Below are 18,458 nucleotides of genomic sequence, written 5' to 3'. Positions count from 1 at the left end.
GCCTATATTTTCATATCAAAAATAATTTTATGAATGGAAATCATACCATCCGTAATAACAGGGCTTGAATATCAATTACCAGGAAGGTAAACCAATAATGTCTTCATCAAATTTTATTAATCTGGATCATAATAATAGTACGCAGCTAACTATTACGCCCCACCTATCATCACAGCACGAATCATATCGCGTATCCAACTGTGCCAAAGCTATCAGTGCTCTGTTGTTGGCATTGAGTGGCACTGCCGCTTGGGCAGATGACGATAGAAGAAAACATTCTATACAGCAAGGGGCTGAACATAACATAAACACCAACTCTGCCCAGTTGCAGAATATGTTCCAAAACCTTAAGTATTTGGCACAAAACATGGAAGAAGTTGGCCAGCAAATGTTGGCACAGCATATGAAGCAAGAAGAGCAGCGTATACAAATTAGCCATCTGCCGATGGATCAGCAGATGGATAGGCGCATCGCGCTGAAGCTCAATTCGCCCGACTCAGAGCTAAAGAGGTTGGAGGATGACAGTGAGCGTCTGCAGTCGCAATTCAACCAGTTGGAGAAACAGTTGCAGAATAGGTACCCGCTGGAGTACCTGCAACTGCAATTACAGGAGTACCAGCAACTACCAGAGGAAGAGCAGCAGCATCACCCATTGGTAGCGCACCAGGAACACCAGCAAAGCAAGGTGAAAGATCATATTGGCAATAATGATACGTTGCCGGCAGCAACAACGATAACAACCAAGCCTAAAAAAGCAACACCACCCGCCCCAAAACCCAAAAGGCTACCGGTACCTGAACCAATTCTCAAATCCCCCCCTATCATTAACCATAACCCGCAAGCCGGTAGCTATCTTGCCAACCAAATGGCCGCACAACAGATGTTTATTACTGACGACCTACAGCATCGCCAAGGAGAAACTCCCTACACTGACCCAATGACGGGCGAGCAAAAAGTTACCGGCATGTGGTTAAACACCAATGGGGCGATAACCCGTTTTAGCTCCGGTCAGGACCAACTCCACACCAAAGGCACCCGCTATTCAACTCAGTTAGGGGGCAAAATAAGCCAATGGAGCAGCGGTGAACATGATCTAGGAATTCTGGGAATAACTGCCGGTATCGGTAAAGCCAGCAGTCGTAGCAATTCCGCCACATCTCAGCATCAAGCTAATGGGTCTGTAGTTGGCTATAACTTAGGGTTATATAGCGTCTGGAATGCCGACAACATCAGTCAGCTTGGGCCTTATATTGGCTTACTTGCGCAATACGGAATGTTTAATAATCAGGTTAAGGCACCAGAAGTCGTCACAGGTGCGAATTATAAGTCTTATATATTCACCACAGCGTTAGAAACAGGTTACAAAATTCAATTGGTCGAAAAAGAGAAGGCTAAGTTATTTGTACAACCGAAGGCGAAAGTATTGTGGCAACGTAGCAGTGGGCTGCAACATAAAGAACTCACCGGGCCACAGATAAAGATGGAAGAGAACAATACGGTTACGACCAAATTAGGATTACTTACAACACTAGAATTTGGCGCTGATACTTTATCTACTACTAACACCTTAAAAATCAACCCGTTCATTGAAGCTAATTGGATAAATAGCAACGGGAATAAAGGGCTATTACTGGATGATGCCCATATTACACCGCAAGGAATGAACAACATTGCTGAGTTGAAACTAGGTGTTGAGGGCAAGTTCAATAACAACTTTAAGCTATGGAGCCATCTTGGTCAGCAGTTAGGTAAGCACAATTACTCAGATACCCAAGCGACTTTGGGTATCAATTACCAATTTTAAATTAGTTAGATACTAATTTCTTAACTAAAAACCAGTACCAGCAAAGTGTAACGTGATGCTGGTATTGGTACTTTTTATTTAAGTCATTAGATTTGGCCCAACTGCACAATAGGATTTTGTCTAAACGATGGGAAAACGTTATTATCGGCCCATATCCGCTATCAATTGATTGACTAACTTAGCCAGAGCAAATACATATGCAGGAACTAACTTATCTGCAAGGTTATCCCGAAAACTTACAGTCTCAGGTACGCCAACTCATCACCGAACAGCGTCTGGGGAATGTATTACGTCAGCGCTATCCACAATCCCATGATTACAATACGGATAAGATGTTGTATCAATACACGGTTGATTTAAAAAACCAGTATCTACGCAACGCTCAGCCGTTAAGTAAAGTGGCCTACGACAGTAAAATTCAGGTGATGAAGCATGCTCTCGGCCTGCATACCGCAATTTCCAGGGTGCAAGGTGGCAAATTGAAAGCAAAAGCAGAGATTCGGGTCGCCACTGTGTTTAAAAACGCGCCAGAAGCCTTCCTAAAAATGATAGTGGTTCATGAATTGGCGCATTTGAAAGAGAAAGATCACAACAAAGCATTCTATAGTTTGTGCTGCCATATGGAGCCGCAATATCATCAGTTAGAGTTTGACACTCGCCTCTATCTGACTCATTTGGATCTGTTTGGTGCGATTTATTAGTATTTGATTTACAAAGCCATACCGAATAGATTTCAAGGGGCAGACAGGCGGCAAGCAAGTGAACATAGCGCCCCCTGTAACGTCAAGTACGAAGGGAATTCGCCAAGAAAATCCCCTGTGGGTGTAACCATCTGGCGGTTCAACGTGTTTTTCTTCTGTAGTAACGGAGTTCACTATGATTCGCTTCGCTGTTATTGGCACTAATTGGATCACCGCACGCTTTGTTGATGCCGCCCACGAAAGTGGCAAGATGAAACTGGTTGCCGTTTACTCCCGTAAGCTGGAACAGGCCCAAGAGTTTGGCGATGATTACAACGTTACTGACTGCTTTGATAATCTGGAAGCCTTGGCGACGAGTGACCAGATTGATGCGGTGTATATTGCCAGCCCGAACTCCCTACATTATCCCCAGGCAAGATTGTTCCTCAGCCATAAAAAACACGTTATTTGCGAGAAATCGCTGGCATCAAATCTGGCTGAAGTCGAAGCGCTGGTTGCCTGTGCCCGCGAACATCAGGTCGTGCTATTTGAAGCTTTTAAAACTGCCTATCTGCCTAACTTTATTCAGTTAAAGCAGGCACTGCCCAAGGTGGGAAAATTACGTAAAGTCACCATTAACTTCTGCCAATATTCATCACGTTACCAGCGCTATCTGAACGGCGAAAATCCCAACACCTTTAACCCAGCCTTTTCTAATGGCTCGATCATGGATATTGGTTACTACTGTTTGGCTAGCGCACTGGCATTATGGGGCGAGCCGAAGTCAGTACTGGCCAGCGCCAGTTTGCTCCCCAGTGGGGTCGATGCCCACGGCACCGTCTGTATGAATTATGGCGATTTTGATGTGGTTCTCATCCATTCAAAAGTCAGCCAATCGGATATCCCCAGTGAAATTCAGGGGGAGGATGGTTCGCTGATTATTGAAAGTATCTCTGAATGTCTGTCTATCGCCTTTACCCCAAGAGGGGGCCATTCGGTGGATCTGACGCTGCCACAGCATATTAATACTATGCTGTATGAAGCTGAGGTTTTTGCCAATTTGGTGGAAAATGCACAGGTGGAACACGCTGGTTTGCAGTTGTCGTTGCTCACCTCGCGTATTCAAACAGATATTCGCCGCCAGACTGGGGTTATTTTCCCAGCAGATACCCAACCACCGGCTGTAAGTTAATTTACTTTCAATGATTGACCAGCAGCCCGTTTTCCATTATTTTTGCGCGGCAAAGGGGAGTAACTTCATTGCCGGTCAGCCGTCATTACGGTGCGAAAGCACCCGGTTACCGGGCAACCTCATTATGTACTAGCACCTATGGGTGTTGTTACATTATCGGTGTTGTAAGTGAGACCTTGCCGGAAGGCGAGGTTTGCTTGCAGCTCAGACATAGCGGCTAGCGTCTTCCGACGTTGGCCGTTTTTGTTTTTAAGAGGTTTATGAATGATGAATACCGTGGGTACTCCCTTATTGTGGGGTGGTTTTGCTGTTATCGTGACGATTATGCTTGCCATCGATTTACTCCTACAGGGGCGTCGTGGCGCGCAAACCATGACACTGCGTCAGGCTGCCTGCTGGTCGCTGGTGTGGATTAGTTTGTCTTTACTGTTTAATGCTGGTTTTTGGTGGTATCTGGCCGAAACAGTGGGGCGTGATATCGCCGACAAGCAAGCACTTGCCTTCCTGACCGGCTATTTGATCGAGAAAGCACTCGCCGTAGATAACGTCTTCGTTTGGTTAATGCTGTTTAGCTATTTTGCTGTTCCTGCCAATTTGCAGCGCCGGGTACTGATTTACGGTGTGCTGGGTGCGATTGTACTGCGTACTATTATGATCTTCGCCGGCAGTTGGCTGGTGTCGCAATTCAGTTGGATCCTGTATCTGTTTGGTGCCTTCCTGCTGTTTACCGGTATCAAAATGGCATTGGCAAAAGAAGACGATACTCCCATCGGTGAGAAACCACTGGTTCGCTGGATTCGTAATCACTTACGCATGACGGATGAGTTACATGGCGACCGCTTCACTGTGCGTAAAAATGGCCTGCTCTATGCAACGCCACTGGTGCTGGTATTAATTCTGGTTGAGCTAAGTGATGTGATTTTTGCCGTTGACAGCATCCCAGCTATCTTCGCGGTGACCACCGATCCCTTTATTGTGTTGACCTCTAACCTGTTCGCTATTTTAGGTCTGCGTGCCATGTATTTCTTACTCGCAAATGTGGCCGAACGCTTCTCAATGTTGAAGTATGGTTTATCCGTCATTCTGGTGTTTATCGGTATCAAAATGATGATTATTGACCTGTTCCATATCCCTATTGGCATTTCATTAGGTGTGGTAGCCGGTATTCTGGCACTGACATTGTTAATTAATGTCTGGGTAAATCATCGCGCAGACCGCCGTTTAGCAGCAGATAAAACCCTCCACAAGTAAGCTGCCTGACGCTACAATCTATTATGCGGGGGAGTAATAACCCCGCATTTATCCCGTATATTTCGCCACTCACCAAATGTTATTACGATCACATAAATGTAAACAAAATGTTATGCAATATTGATCCGTATTGGATTTTGCTGATTGTCTTTTTCCTCGCCAATAGATTCCCTTATACTGTCAAAGCAAACACACCCAGTTACAAATAATATTAAGTTACAGGTGTGAACATAAGTGCTCAGCCCCGTTCCGGTTTGAGTGCTAAATGGGTAAAAAAATAAGACAAGTTTAACTTGGGAAGAGGCATCACTGGAAACTATGGAAAAGACACCATCTGGATTTATCGGGTTTATCGCCCGTGGCAGTTTAGTTAAACAGATATTGGTCGGTTTAGTGGCGGGTATCATTTTGGCCGTGGTCTCTACCCCTGCCGCTACAGCCGTTGGTCTGCTCGGTACATTATTCGTTGGCGCATTGAAAGCTGTTGCACCGATATTGGTTTTGATGCTGGTCATGGCCTCCATTGCCAACCATAAACAGGGGCAAAAAACCAGTATCCGCCCTATTCTGTTTTTGTATCTATTGGGTACCTTTTCAGCCGCATTGATTGCTGTGGTGGTTAGCTTTATGTTCCCATCCACCCTGATTCTGGCGACCAATACTGCTGAAATCACCCCTCCCGGTGGGATTGTCGAAGTACTGAAAGGCTTGCTGAGCAGCATAATTGCTAACCCGATTCATGCGCTGCTCAACGCCAACTATATCGGCATTCTGGCCTGGGCCGTGGGCTTGGGTATTGCCTTGCGTCATGCTGCGGATACCACTAAAGCCTTAATTAATGATATGTCTGATGCTGTGACCAAAGTGGTACGAGTGGTTATCCGTTTTGCGCCGCTGGGTATTTTTGGCTTGGTTGCCTCCACCATGGCAGAAACGGGTTTTGGCGTGTTACTGGGTTACGCACAGCTACTCATCGTATTAATTGGCTGTATGTTACTGGTGGCATTAGTAATAAACCCACTGATTGTGTATTGGAAAATTCGCCGTAACCCATATCCACTGGTCTTTGCCTGCTTGCGTGAAAGTGGTGTAACCGCCTTCTTTACCCGCAGTTCAGCGGCTAACATTCCAGTAAATATGGAAATGTGTAAGAAGATGAACCTGAATGAAGACACTTACTCAGTCTCCATTCCATTGGGTGCCACCATTAACATGGCCGGTGCGGCAATTACTATCACCGTGCTGACACTGGCGGCGGTACATACGCTGGGTATTCCGGTTGATTTGCCCACTGCCCTGCTGTTGAGTGTGGTGGCGGCAATTTGTGCCTGTGGCGCATCCGGGGTTGCCGGTGGCTCACTGTTGCTGATCCCATTGGCTTGCAGCATGTTTGGCATTCCGAATGAGATAGCAATGCAAGTGGTCGCGGTTGGTTTCATTATCGGTGTGTTACAGGATTCAGCCGAAACCGCCCTGAACTCCTCCACCGATGTGCTGTTCACTGCCGCGGCCTGCCAGGCAGACGATGCCAGACTGGCTAATCCAGATCCACTGGCGAACCGTAAAAGCATCTGAATCAGGATAGTGTCATAACCCGTGGGGGCGATTACAGCCCCCAGTTTTATTGAGCGACGTCTTCTTTTACCGCTTTCTTCTCAACCCGGAAAGGGTCTATTCCTTTAAGTTGCAGGCGGCGGAAACGGATAATATTAAAACCGTTTAGCAGTAAGAAACTGCCTTCAATTAATGAGCCACCAATAGAACCCAAGCATACGTTATGGATAACCCAGCAGACGGTGGAGACCCACATCACACAACGGGTGGTCAGCCCATGGGTGCGAAACAGTGCCCAAGTGCTGATTACCGTGCCAAAAATGGGCAATATTTCCACCGCATGTTGCATACGCCAAATACCAAAAGTCAGCGTCAGGATGATAAAAACCATCATCGCAATATTACTGCGCGTTTTAGCGGCTACCAGATTACGTAATGCGTTAAGCATGGCACTACTGCCGGCAGCACTGGCTCCCATCAGGAAGAAGTGGCAACCAATAATGGCACTGTATGCGGAAAGTTGAAGTTTGAAACGCCGCTCATCACGGTTGAAAAACATGGTGATACCGACAAAAAATGCCAGTACACCAATGGATTGAGCAAACCAATAGAAGGTCATGGTGGGGAGTCCTGAAGTGCAGTTACCCGCACTGAGTCTGACTGTTAATAATGAACCCCCTTCGTGCTTGAAGCCACAGGATTGTTAGCTGCCCTTTACTCAGCAGATTTGTCACCCGAATCACTTACCTGAGTAAGCTCATCGGGGTTTATTCGCGGGCGGCCTACCTGTAACTCCAATTACTTTGGGTATCGGAGCTTATTTATAAAAAATAAAACACCGTTTCATATTATTCGAAAGACATACTATTTACAAGGTTACACCACTTTTAAAGATCGCCAGTTCGCGGAAATCATTCACTTCATTGCGCGCCGGTTTACCATTGGCAATGTCGACAATCAACTCGACAAACTCAGTCAACAAGGTGTCCATTGAGGTGCCGTGAATCAACTTACCAGCATCAAAATCAATCCAATGTGGCTTTTTCGCTGCCAATTCACTGTTGGTTGCCAGTTTCACCGTCGGTACAAAACCACCGTAAGGTGTGCCACGACCGGTACTGAACAGCACCATATGGCAGCCAGCACCCGCCAACGCACTGGTCGCCACCGCATCATTACCCGGTGCGCTGAGCAGGTTCAAGCCAGGACGTTGCAAGCGCTCGCCATATTTCAGTACATCGACCACTTTGCTCTGACCCGCTTTCTGGGTGCAACCAAGGGATTTCTCTTCCAATGTGGTGATACCGCCCGCTTTATTACCCGGTGATGGGTTTTCATAAATCGGTTGGTTGTGAGCGATAAAGTACTGTTTGAAATCATTGACCATACTGACCGTCTTTTCAAAAGTTGCTTCATCGCGGCAACGGCTCATCAGAATACGTTCCGCACCGAACATCTCCGGTACTTCGGTCAGTACAGAGGTTCCGCCATTCGCAATGACATAGTCAGAGAAGCGCCCTAGCAGAGGGTTAGCCGTAATACCGGACAAACCATCAGAGCCGCCACATTCCAGACCAAATTTCAGTTCACTCAGTTTGCCCGGCACCCGTTGGTCATTACGCATCACCTGATAGAGCGCATGTAAATGCTCTAAACCAGCTTCAACTTCATCATCCTGCTGTTGGCAGACCATAAAGTGCACGCGATCTTCATCAACCTTGCCCAGCGTAGTTTGGAAAACATCTACCTGATTGTTTTCACAACCCAGGCCAATCACCAGCACCGCCCCCGCGTTAGGGTGACGTACCATGTTTTGCAGCATGGTACGGGTATTTTCATGATCCTGACCCAGTTGTGAACAACCGAATGGGTGGCTGAACAGATAAACACCATCAATACCTTCTGCATCCTGAGTCTCTTTCAGGAAACGCTGCTGGATTTGGCGGGCGATGCCATTCACGCAACCAACAGTCGGCACTATCCACAATTCGTTGCGAATCCCCACATTACCATTAGCACGACGGTAGATTTGCACCTCACGATCCGCCATTTGTGGTGGCAGGTCACTGAATTCCGGCTGATATTGATACTCATCCAGATCACTGAGGTTAGTCTTGGCATTTTGCGAATGAATATGTTCGCCCGGTTGGATGAGAATTAATGCATGGCCAATCGGCAAACCATACTTAACGATCATCTGACCCGGTTCGATCGCTGTTAAAGCAAACTTATGGCCACGGGCCACCGGCTGAGCCAGCTTAACGCTGAGCTCACCGGTTTCAATGACTTCATCTGCGGCCAGGTCTTGCAGTGCGACAGCAACATTATCCAGCGGGTGAATTTTTATAATACTTTGCATAGTTAAACCTTTAGCTATAGGCCGCTACCGCAGCTCTCATGCCACGATCAATGATTGTTTGCAGTTGCTCTGTCACCTGGTTGGCCAGTTGTGGAACGGCGGTCAAATCCTGCCCCCAATGGGTCGCATCAGACAGTACGCTGTTAACTAACTCAGCCAGAGTGATATCACTGTGTTTTACACCACTCCACAAGGTTGAATAGCGTTCCAACCAGTGAGCATCATCCTGCAACGGGTAAGTTTGACCCTCACGCTCACCACGGTAAAAGGCGATAAGGGCTGCCAGAGCAAAGGTCAGACGCGGTGGTAACTTGCCTTGCTGCTGCTGGTAGGTTAGCAACTGTGGCAAAATACGCGTACGGAATTTAGTCATACCATTCAAGGCGATAGACAGCAGCTGATGCTGAATGAACGGATTGCGGAACCGGCTTAATACCGCTTGCGAGAACGACAATAATTCGTCTTCTGGTAAATCCAATACCGGTACAATCTCTTCGGTAATGGTTTTCTCTACAAAGCTGCTGATTTGTGCGTCATCCATCGTCTGGCCGACGGTGTCCAGCCCAGAGAGGTATGCCACGGGTACCAGCGCGGTGTGTGCGCCGTTCAGAATGGCAACTTTGCGTTCTTTATAGGGTTTGATGTCATCAACGATACGCACGTTCAGCTCAAGCTGGTCGAGGCGCAGTTCCTGAGCCAGTTCTTTTGGCCCTTGAATAACAAACAGATAGAAGTATTCTGCGGTATCCAGGAAGCTGTCCTGATAACCCAGTTCGGTCTGTAAGGCAGCCACTTCATCACGCGGATAGCCTGTAACGATGCGGTCAACCAGCGTTGAACAGAAAGTATTGTTTTCAGTTAACCACTGGGTGAAAGCGGCAGGTAACTGCCAGTGACTGGCATAACGCAACACCAGTTCGCGCAGTGCTTCACCATTGTAATCAATCAGTTCACAAGGCAGTAACACCCAACCTTTATCTGCGGCACCGGCAAAATGCTCGAAACGTTCAAACAGTAAACGGGTCAATTTAGCCGGGAAAGAGCTTGGTGGTGCGTCACTGAATTGGTCGGCTTCATTCCAGGCAATACCCGCTTCGGTGGTATTTGAGAACATAAAGCGGATATTGGCATCGCGGGCCAGCGCCAAATATTCATCGAACTGACGGTAAATATTGATCTCACGGTTAACCGAGCGGATCAGGCGGGATTCACGCACCGCTTCGCCCTGCTCATTCAAACCACGGATCACCGCAGTGTACAGACCATCCTGAGTACTGAGTGACGGTGGAAAATCAGTATCGATCGGGCGGATCACCACGATCCCGGCATTCAGATCGGTGTGTTCATTGAGTAAATCAATCTGCCAGTCAACAAAAGCACGCAGGAAGTTACCTTCGCCAAATTGAATAATCTTGTCTGGGTGGCTACGGCCGGGAAAGTCACGACGGTTTAGAGTTTGCATCAGGGTTCACCTCATAACGCATACAGCCATGGACCGGCATTACTGACAGTCCGTGCTTTGCAGGCAATCCTTTCTTTGTAGAGAAGGTCTTTACCGCAGTGCAGCCGGGCGTTAAATAAATAATGAGTTAGAGTTATACAGAGCCGCTAACCGGCCCTGTTATTTGTTATTCAAAGCGATTACAGCTCGATGGCAAAATATTGCTTCGCGTTATCGAAACAGATGTTTTTCACCATTGAACCCAGCAGTTCAATATCTGCCGGAGCTTCGCCATCTTCCACCCAACGGCCAATCATCTGGCACAGGATGCGACGGAAGTATTCATGGCGCGTATAAGACAAGAAGCTGCGGCTATCCGTCAGCATGCCAACGAAGCGGCTTAGCAAACCAAGTTGTGCCAGTTGGGTCATTTGGCGTTGCATGCCATCTTTCTGGTCGTTAAACCACCAGCCGGAACCGAACTGCATTTTCCCCGCAGCACCTTCGCCCTGGAAGTTGCCAACCATCGTGCCAATAACTTCGTTATCACGTGGGTTCAGGCAGTAAAGGATGGTTTTTGGTAATGCATTACGCAGGCCCTGAGCATCCAACAGACGGGACAGTGGCTGCGCCAGTGGTTGGTCATTGATGGAGTCAAAACCGATATCCGGCCCCACCAGGTTAAACATGCGGCTGTTATTGTTACGCAGAGCGCCGATGTGGTACTGCTGCACCCATTCACGGCGGTGATATTCGCCAGACAGGAATAGCAACACTGCGGTTTTAAACTGGGCGATCTCTTCAGTCGTGGGCTGATTACCGGCCAGACGGCGCGCCAGAATCGCATCCAACGTGGCTTCATCTGCTTCACCGTAGACCACGACGTCCAAGGCATGATCCGATACTTTACAGCCGTGCGCGGCAAAGTGGTCCATCCGTTTGTTCAGTGCCGTGCACAGATCGGCAAAGCGGCTGATAGAGGTATCAGCGGCAGCTTCCAAGCGCTGCATGTAGTCGTTAAAACCAGCGGCTTCAATGTTGAAGGCTTTATCTGGACGCCAGCTTGGCAACACTTTGATGTTGAAACTGCCATCAGCAGCAATAGCTTTATGGTGGCGCAGGTCATCAATCGGGTCATCAGTGGTACCGACCATTTTTACATTCATCTGCTGCATAATGCCGCGCGCAGAGAAACTGTCCTGAGCCAGTAATTCGTTACCGCGTTGCCAGATCTCTTCTGACGTTGCAGGAGATAATAACTTACCTGTAATACCAAATGGACGGCGCAATTCAAGATGAGTCCAGTGATACAGTGGGTTACCAATAGTATGCGGAACCGTTGCAGCCCAAGCTTCGAACTTCTCACGATCACTGGCATCGCCGGTACACAAACGTTCTGCTACACCATTAGTCCGCATAGCACGCCATTTATAGTGGTCACCTTTCAACCAGATGTCATACAGATTCTTAAAGCGGTAGTTTTCTGCGATCTGTTCAGGGGGTAAATGGCAATGATAATCAAAGATCGGCTGATCTTTTGCGTAGTCATGATACAGACGACGGGCGAATTCGGTGTCCAGCAAAAAGTCTTCGGTCAAAAACTGCGACATATTAGGTTCCTCACTTGAGTACATCTTAGAGCACTGCTCTCTGTTATCGCGAAGTTATCACACCAATTTCATCTATCGTCCAGCATTTTTTTATCGATAGAGATCGCAAAAACCTAACAAAAAGAACAAATACTCAACATTTATAATCTATTTAGCCCCTTGCGGCACTAAGTCTGTCGGGTTCTATTATTCCCTAATTGAAAAGTGGTTTTTGTGATATCACTCAACTTTTAAATCTGTATGACAAGTTATTGTTGCGTCGCCCTCAGTCATCTCATCCGCATTGCTCTATCAAATGCGCTGATTTGACCCAAGCGGGAAGACACAAGCAAGAATGAGAGCAGCTACAGCACAGTTGCTCTCAATAGGAAGGGATACCCAAAGCAGTTGAAGCTCGTGACAGCACGTAGCCTCAACGCCAATAAGAAGGTATGACCCAACGTAATTGGTGTTACAGGTCGGCGGCAAACGAGTGAATCCGGCAAAACTGATTCCAGTCAGTGATGCGGGGGAATGAGAGCAGCTAACACCGCTGTAACGTCAATTAAGCAGGGTCGGGTACCACCACATGCACAGCGATGTAGGTTGGACCAAATTGCGCCATGAAACGCCGCTACAGGTCGCGCTTCATAGCAGTAATCTTAGACTGGGAGAAAGTTATAAATGATGCGTAAAATTAAAGGCTTACGCTGGTACATGATCGCTTTGGTCACCGTCGGCACCATATTGGGTTACTTAACACGTAATGCTATTGCGGTTGCCGCACCGACGTTGCAAGAGCAGTTACATATCACGACACAGCAATACTCTTACATCATTGCCGCTTATTCTGCTGCTTACACCCTGATGCAACCGGTAGCCGGTTATGTTCTGGATGTGATGGGCACCAAAGTGGGCTATGCCATGTTTGCCATTATGTGGGCCATCTTCTGTATGAGTACCGCGTTGGCCAGCAGTTGGGGCGGTTTAGCTATCGCTCGTGGTGCGGTAGGTATGGCAGAGGCTGCTATGATCCCAGCTGGCCTGAAGGCCAGTAGCGAATGGTTCCCGGCAAAAGAACGGTCCATTGCTGTAGGTTATTTTAACGTCGGTTCCTCTATCGGCGGCATGATTGCACCACCACTAGTGGTGTGGGCTATCGTGATGCACAGTTGGCAGATGGCATTTATCATCACCGGTGTGCTCAGTCTGATTTGGGCTATTGCCTGGTTAATCCTCTACAAACACCCGAAAGACCAGAAAAAACTGACTGATGAAGAACGTGAATACATCCTCAGTGGTCAGGAAGCACAGCACTCCACTGCTAACGCTAAAAAGATGTCTGCATTGCAGATTATCCGTAACCGTCAGTTCTGGGGCATTGCGATCCCGCGTTTCTTGGCAGAACCAGCCTGGGGGACATTTAACGCTTGGATCCCGCTATTCATGTTTAAAGCCTATGGCTTTAACCTGAAAGAAATCGCCATGTTCGCCTGGATGCCAATGCTGTTTGCCGACCTGGGCTGTATTTTGGGTGGCTACCTGCCGCCGTTGTTCCAGAAACACTTCAAAGTTAACCTGATTGTTTCCCGTAAGTTGGTGGTAACAATGGGTGGCCTGTTAATGATTGCACCGGGGACTATCGGCCTGTTCACTAGCCCTTATGCTGCTATCGCACTGCTGTGTGTTGGGGGCTTTGCTCACCAATCCCTGTCCGGCGCACTGATTACGCTATCTTCCGACGTATTTGGTCGTAACGAAGTGGCCACAGCCAACGGGTTAACCGGTATGGCGGCCTGGACTGCCAGTACCATGTTCGCTCTGGTGGTGGGTGCGTTGGCAGACACCATGGGCTTCAGCCCTCTGTTTGCTGCACTGGCGGTATTTGATGTGTTAGCAGTAGTGGTTATCTGGACGGTACTGCAAAACCGCCCGGCGGTTGAACCTGCAATCGATCCGATACAACAGGCACCTGCCGGACAGAACTAATCTGACTAGTCATTATTGAGCCATTGGTTCGACTCCAGCCCGGTAATCATTTACCGGGCTTTTTACTTCTTCTTTGCCCTGGGTTTAGGGCGTATTTTCCATCACAACTGTGATAGCAATGACTAGAACCCAATAGGGATAAGTGGTATAACAAGTCCAATTGTATCTCCTTCGGGATATCATGCCTTCCAGACAAAATGAGCCGCAAAATTTGCTGCCTCAATTGATCCCAAGAGCCTTAATCATGGAATTCACAGAAACCAGACGGTTGTACCAGCAGTTAGCCGCAGAGTTAAAGCAGCGCATCGAAGCGGGTGTTTATCCGGTGGGGGATAAATTGCCGGCAGAACGCTACATTTCAGAAGAGATGAATGTCAGCCGCACCGTGGTCCGTGAAGCGATTATCATGCTGGAAGTAGAGGGTTACGTCGAAGTGCGTAAAGGCTCCGGCATCCACGTGATGTCGAATCAGCAAAAGCACCTCGTGATGCCCAACCACAGCATTGAATTCGCCACCGCAGGCCCCTTTGAGCTATTACAGGCCCGCCAGTTGATCGAAAGTAATATTGCTGAATTTGCCGCCACTCAGGTTACGCGGCAAGATATCGTGCAATTAATCGAGATCCAAAAGCATGCGCGCCAGGAAGACCGCTTCCGTGATTCACAATGGGATCTGAAATTCCACGTGCAGGTTGCTCTGGCCACCCAAAATACCGCCATGGCAACGATTGTCGAAAAAATGTGGAGCCAGCGGGTACATAACCCTTACTGGATCAAATTGCATGAGCATATCGATGATAAATCGATCGAGAGCTGGTGCGAAGATCACGACAGGATCCTTGAGGCACTGATGCGTAAAGATCCTTACGCCAGTAAACTTGCTATGTGGCAACATCTGGAAAATACCAAGCAGATGCTGTTTCGTGCTACTACCGATGATTTTGAATTTAATGTGGATCGTTATTTATTCACAGAAAACCCCGTTGTTCATCTCGATAATCTGATGATGAATAACAATATGGTCGCGAATAGTAAAAGCTGACCCTTGCCCGGATTGTTGCAGGCCATGGGAAGAGAAACTGATTCTATTCTTTCTCTTCCCGGTCTGATTATGCTGCTTTGTAGTCAGTAAATGTCGACTTCTGTCAACAAACGTCAGTATCAAGCCTATTTTTAAACCATTGCTTAATAAACACCCAGTAGGTCTCTATATTTCCCTGTTTCATATCCCGCTATTTTGCTAAAGTGGCAGCACTTTTTTACTTGGGTGCTTTGGGAGCGAAACGCAAATACATGCGCTGGTTGTTTGCTCTATTTATTGCAGTGTCTGGCTGGGCCGGTTCGGTCTCCGGCAACCTGCTATCGCCCACTCATTCTACCCCATCCGGCATGGCGCTCTCAGCGCTGAGTTCTGTTTATCATGACCGCCACGATGTTAGCGACACGCCATCATCTGTAAGTGCATTTTCACCTTACCTGCACTTGCAAAATAAGGTCATCTCTTCCCAATTGCGTCTGATGGGTTTGCCGGTCAAAAAAACGGCCATCAAGAATCGGCTGGGTGCCACCAAGTTTACTGGCTCAGCCAATCCGTCGTTGGCCAATAATTCATGGTCTGGGGCATATCTGCCGATGTCTCGCAGCAGTCGGGCGGATGAAATATACAAACAGCCGAGGCAATCACTGCCACTGCTTAACTACTCCAATTGGATGTTCCATGTATCGACACAGCAAAATCGTGTGGGTGGCTGGAAAGAGAGTAATATTCAATATAGCGGGATGCTTACCTACCACCATGATGCTCAGTTGTCGTAGCTGTCCAGGCAGTGACAGCGAGAAGTATATTTACCTATTGATATCAGCGAATTGGTTTGTTTTTAACACATTTATCAAAACCATCGCTTAAACACGAAAAGCCATCCGCTATTTTTGCGAGTCGTGTTTATAAACTAACGAATATACCCAAAGTAATTGGTATTGCAGTCAGGCAAAACGAACGAATCCCGCCCATTGATTAGCATCTCAGTGATTCGGGTAAGAAAGCGCCGCTGCAACGTCAGGTAAGAAGGGTATACAACAATGACGTTTTAGGAATACCAGATGGATATCATTAAAGAACTCTTACATGCTCTATGGGCACAAGACTATGAGACACTCGCGAACCCGTCTCTGGTATGGGCCATTTATATCCTGCTGTTTGTCATACTTTTCCTGGAGAATGGCTTGCTGCCAGCAGCCTTTTTACCGGGCGATAGTCTGCTGATTCTGGTTGGTGTACTGATTGCAAAAGGTGCAATGAGTTTCCCTGTGACCCTCGTGGTATTGACTACTGCCGCCAGCCTTGGATGCTGGGTCAGTTATATTCAGGGTCGATGGCTGGGGAATACGAAAGTAGTACAGGGTTGGTTGTCTCATCTACCCGCTCATTACCACCAGCGCGCCCATAATTTGTTCCATCGCCATGGTTTATCAGCCCTACTGGTAGGCCGTTTCTTGGCATTTGTGCGTACCTTGTTGCCAACTATTGCCGGGCTTTCAGGCCTGAACAACGCCCGTTTTCAGTTCTTCAACTGGATGAGCGGTTTCCTGTGGGTATTGATCCTGACAACCATGGGCTTTGCCTTTGGTAAAACCCCCGTATTCCTAAAATATGAAGACGAAGTGATGTTCGTCCTGATGTTATTGCCACTGGCACTATTGGTGATTGGCTTGTTTGGTTCTTTATATGTGCTTTGGCGCAAAAAAAATACGCCGCCAGTTGCAGATAGCAATGACAATAATAAAGGTAAGCCAGAGTGATCAACCTCAGGGGCCGTTTCGGCCGCCCGGTCTGGCACTATCTTATCCTGCCAGTTACAGCGTTGTTGCTGGCAGCCCTGTTGTTTACGCCGATCATTTTGCGCACAGAAAGTGCGTTGAAAATTCGACCTAACCAACAGGGGTTGTCCTTGCCTGATGGGTTTTATCTGTATCAACATCTCGATCAACGTGGGATTCGGATAAAAAGCATCACTCCAGAGGATGATAGCCTGGTGGTGAGCCTGGAATCCCCAGAACAGCAGAAAGAAGCCATTGCCGTTTTACAGGATATCTTGCCGAGTGGTTATGTGATTGTCTCGAGCGAGTCCAAGAAACGTCAGCGTCTGTTGCCTGCATTCAGAAATACCCCACAGAAAGTGGGATAATTATTGCTGCGGGGAGCGAAATCCCCGTAGTCATCTCTTGTTTTTCGTCCATTTATTCCGCTGATATCTGATTAATCTATAAAAAATCCCGTGGTAAACTTGGGTATCACATAATTCAGCGCTATGCTTAGACATTCACGGCAACCTGTTTCGTCCCTGACTCTTGCTGTAAAAGGAAGCAATACTATGTTGTTACGTCACTCTCTCCTGTTGGTTTTACCCATTGTCGTGTTTTGTAATGTTGCTCAGGCAGCGGTAGACAATGAATGCGATATAAAAGCCAAAGAAATCCAACAACAGATAGATTATGCCAAACAACATGGCAATACCCGCCGCGCTGCTGGTCTGGAAACAGCCTTAAAAGAAGTAAAGAGTAATTGCACGGTGGAGAGCCTAAAGGCCGAACGACAACAAAAAATCAGACAAAAGCAGCACAAAGTCACTGAGCGTCAGCAAGAGTTAAAAGAGGCTCAGCAAAAAGGTGATGCTAGCAAAATTACCAAGCAGCAGAAGAAGTTAGTGGAAGCACAAGCTGAGTTAAAGCAAGCTCAGGCACAAAAGTAGCAACTCCGGTTTTAAATACGAGAATGGCGACTCATCAGGGTTATTTAAGATTATTAACCTTTTAACCTTGTAAAATATTCGCTACGTTATGTATTCACCTCAGTTATGTTAAGGAGCTATTACATGTCACAAGATAAAACCTCTGAACATTTACGCGCTGAACTTAAGTCACTGGCAGATACTTTGGAAGAAGTGCTGCAAACTTCGACCGATAAGCCGAAAGCTGAGTTAGAAAAGCTGCGAGCCAAAGCGGAAAACGCGTTGAAAGATACTCGCGAGCGTCTGAGCGAAACCGGCGATAAAATCGCAGCCCAAACTAAAGAAATTGCTGATAAAGCAGATACCTATGTTCACGACAATCCTTGGACTGGCGTAGGCATCGGTGCTGCTGTCGGCGTGGTGTTAGGCGTTCTGTTGTCTCGCCGCTGATTATGGCTGAGCTTCCTCACACTCAGGGCCCCGGTAAAGGGGTCCTCGATACTGTTCATCGTATCGCCACCATTGTGGTAGGCATGGTTGAAACCCGTGTACGGCTGGCTGCTATTGAGCTGGAAGAGGAAAAAGCAACACTGGTTCAGTTGCTGATGATGGCAGGGATTACCTTGCTGTTTACCGCTTTCGGGTTGATGAGTCTGCTGGTATTAGTCATATGGGGTATTGATCCTGCCTATCGTTTAATGGCGCTTGGCACTACCACTGCCGTGCTATTAGCACTAGCGATAATCGGTATTATCTGGACTCTCACCAAGGCGCGCCGCTCCACACTGCTGGGTTCTACCCGTAAGCAACTGGAAACGGATCGCGAGTTATTGGAGAAAGAGCGTTGAGCCGCCGTAAATTAGCACAGGAA

The 18,458-nt window shown here is 47.6% G+C and carries 17 protein-coding genes; 13 read left to right on the top strand and 4 right to left on the bottom strand.

From position 1 onward, the window contains the following. Positions 1–97: 97 nt before the first annotated feature. From V1952_RS12095 to sstT, 5 genes are all read left to right on the top strand, one after another. On the top strand, positions 98–1,804 hold the full coding sequence (locus V1952_RS12095; protein ID WP_420074804.1) for an autotransporter outer membrane beta-barrel domain-containing protein: 1,707 nt from the start codon (positions 98–100) through the stop codon (positions 1,802–1,804). 197 nt (positions 1,805–2,001) lie between these two features. Further along, on the top strand, positions 2,002–2,505 hold the full coding sequence (locus V1952_RS12090) for a M48 family metallopeptidase (protein ID WP_005192896.1): 504 nt from the start codon (positions 2,002–2,004) through the stop codon (positions 2,503–2,505). A 175-nt stretch (positions 2,506–2,680) separates the two neighbouring features. Continuing rightward, positions 2,681–3,676 (top strand): Gfo/Idh/MocA family protein, encoded by a 996-nt coding sequence (locus V1952_RS12085; protein WP_083162340.1) that lies wholly within the window; start codon positions 2,681–2,683, stop codon positions 3,674–3,676. A 264-nt stretch (positions 3,677–3,940) separates the two neighbouring features. Then, complete coding sequence (locus V1952_RS12080; protein WP_372560462.1) at positions 3,941–4,927, top strand: TerC family protein; 987 nt, start codon at positions 3,941–3,943, stop codon at positions 4,925–4,927. Positions 4,928–5,245: 318 nt separating this feature from the next. Continuing rightward, positions 5,246–6,502 (top strand): serine/threonine transporter SstT, encoded by a 1,257-nt coding sequence (gene sstT, locus V1952_RS12075; RefSeq protein WP_372560461.1) that lies wholly within the window; start codon positions 5,246–5,248, stop codon positions 6,500–6,502. A 46-nt stretch (positions 6,503–6,548) separates the two neighbouring features. Here sstT and V1952_RS12070 read toward each other — a convergent pair whose 3' ends face one another. The 4 genes from V1952_RS12070 to uxaC all read right to left on the bottom strand — a co-directional run bounded on the left by V1952_RS12070 (position 6,549) and on the right by uxaC (position 11,891). Then, entirely contained in the window at positions 6,549–7,100 is a 552-nt protein-coding gene (locus tag V1952_RS12070; RefSeq protein WP_420074803.1) for a YgjV family protein, read from the bottom strand. A gap of 249 nt (positions 7,101–7,349) precedes the next feature. Next, positions 7,350–8,840, bottom strand: a complete 1,491-nt coding sequence (locus tag V1952_RS12065; RefSeq protein WP_083162332.1) for a UxaA family hydrolase — start codon at positions 8,838–8,840, stop codon at positions 7,350–7,352. A 10-nt stretch (positions 8,841–8,850) separates the two neighbouring features. Beyond that, positions 8,851–10,302, bottom strand: a complete 1,452-nt coding sequence (locus V1952_RS12060) for a tagaturonate reductase (protein WP_372560460.1) — start codon at positions 10,300–10,302, stop codon at positions 8,851–8,853. Positions 10,303–10,481: 179 nt separating this feature from the next. Next, complete coding sequence (gene uxaC / locus V1952_RS12055; RefSeq protein ID WP_372560459.1) at positions 10,482–11,891, bottom strand: glucuronate isomerase; 1,410 nt, start codon at positions 11,889–11,891, stop codon at positions 10,482–10,484. Positions 11,892–12,554: 663 nt separating this feature from the next. Here uxaC and V1952_RS12050 point away from each other — a divergent pair. The 8 genes from V1952_RS12050 to V1952_RS12015 all read left to right on the top strand — a co-directional run bounded on the left by V1952_RS12050 (position 12,555) and on the right by V1952_RS12015 (position 18,435). Further along, positions 12,555–13,859: an MFS transporter gene (locus V1952_RS12050; RefSeq protein ID WP_083162326.1), complete on the top strand. Its 1,305-nt coding sequence runs from the start codon at positions 12,555–12,557 to the stop codon at positions 13,857–13,859. A gap of 244 nt (positions 13,860–14,103) precedes the next feature. Continuing rightward, positions 14,104–14,901 (top strand): transcriptional regulator ExuR, encoded by a 798-nt coding sequence (exuR, locus tag V1952_RS12045; protein WP_083162325.1) that lies wholly within the window; start codon positions 14,104–14,106, stop codon positions 14,899–14,901. Between the two features lie 251 nt (positions 14,902–15,152). After that, entirely contained in the window at positions 15,153–15,674 is a 522-nt protein-coding gene (locus V1952_RS12040; RefSeq protein ID WP_372560458.1) for a hypothetical protein, read from the top strand. Between the two features lie 285 nt (positions 15,675–15,959). Beyond that, positions 15,960–16,658: a DedA family protein gene (locus tag V1952_RS12035; RefSeq protein WP_083162324.1), complete on the top strand. Its 699-nt coding sequence runs from the start codon at positions 15,960–15,962 to the stop codon at positions 16,656–16,658. Then, complete coding sequence (gene mzrA / locus V1952_RS12030; RefSeq protein WP_372560457.1) at positions 16,655–17,044, top strand: EnvZ/OmpR regulon moderator MzrA; 390 nt, start codon at positions 16,655–16,657, stop codon at positions 17,042–17,044. The genes V1952_RS12035 and mzrA overlap by 4 nt, the downstream gene beginning before the upstream one ends. A 186-nt stretch (positions 17,045–17,230) precedes the next feature. Further along, entirely contained in the window at positions 17,231–17,608 is a 378-nt protein-coding gene (locus V1952_RS12025; protein WP_420074802.1) for a DUF1090 domain-containing protein, read from the top strand. Between the two features lie 123 nt (positions 17,609–17,731). Continuing rightward, the gene (locus V1952_RS12020; protein WP_372560455.1) at positions 17,732–18,037 is read left to right on the top strand and encodes a DUF883 family protein; all 306 of its coding nucleotides are present in this window, start codon (positions 17,732–17,734) and stop codon (positions 18,035–18,037) included. A gap of 2 nt (positions 18,038–18,039) precedes the next feature. Next, positions 18,040–18,435, top strand: coding sequence for a phage holin family protein (locus V1952_RS12015; RefSeq protein WP_083162321.1), 396 nt, complete (start codon positions 18,040–18,042; stop codon positions 18,433–18,435). Positions 18,436–18,458: the final 23 nt, after the last annotated feature.

It is taken from the genome of Yersinia sp. 2542 StPb PI (genome assembly GCF_048593855.1).
Lineage (GTDB): Bacteria > Pseudomonadota > Gammaproteobacteria > Enterobacterales > Enterobacteriaceae > Yersinia > Yersinia enterocolitica_E.
This window is presented reverse-complemented; position numbering and strand designations above follow the sequence as displayed.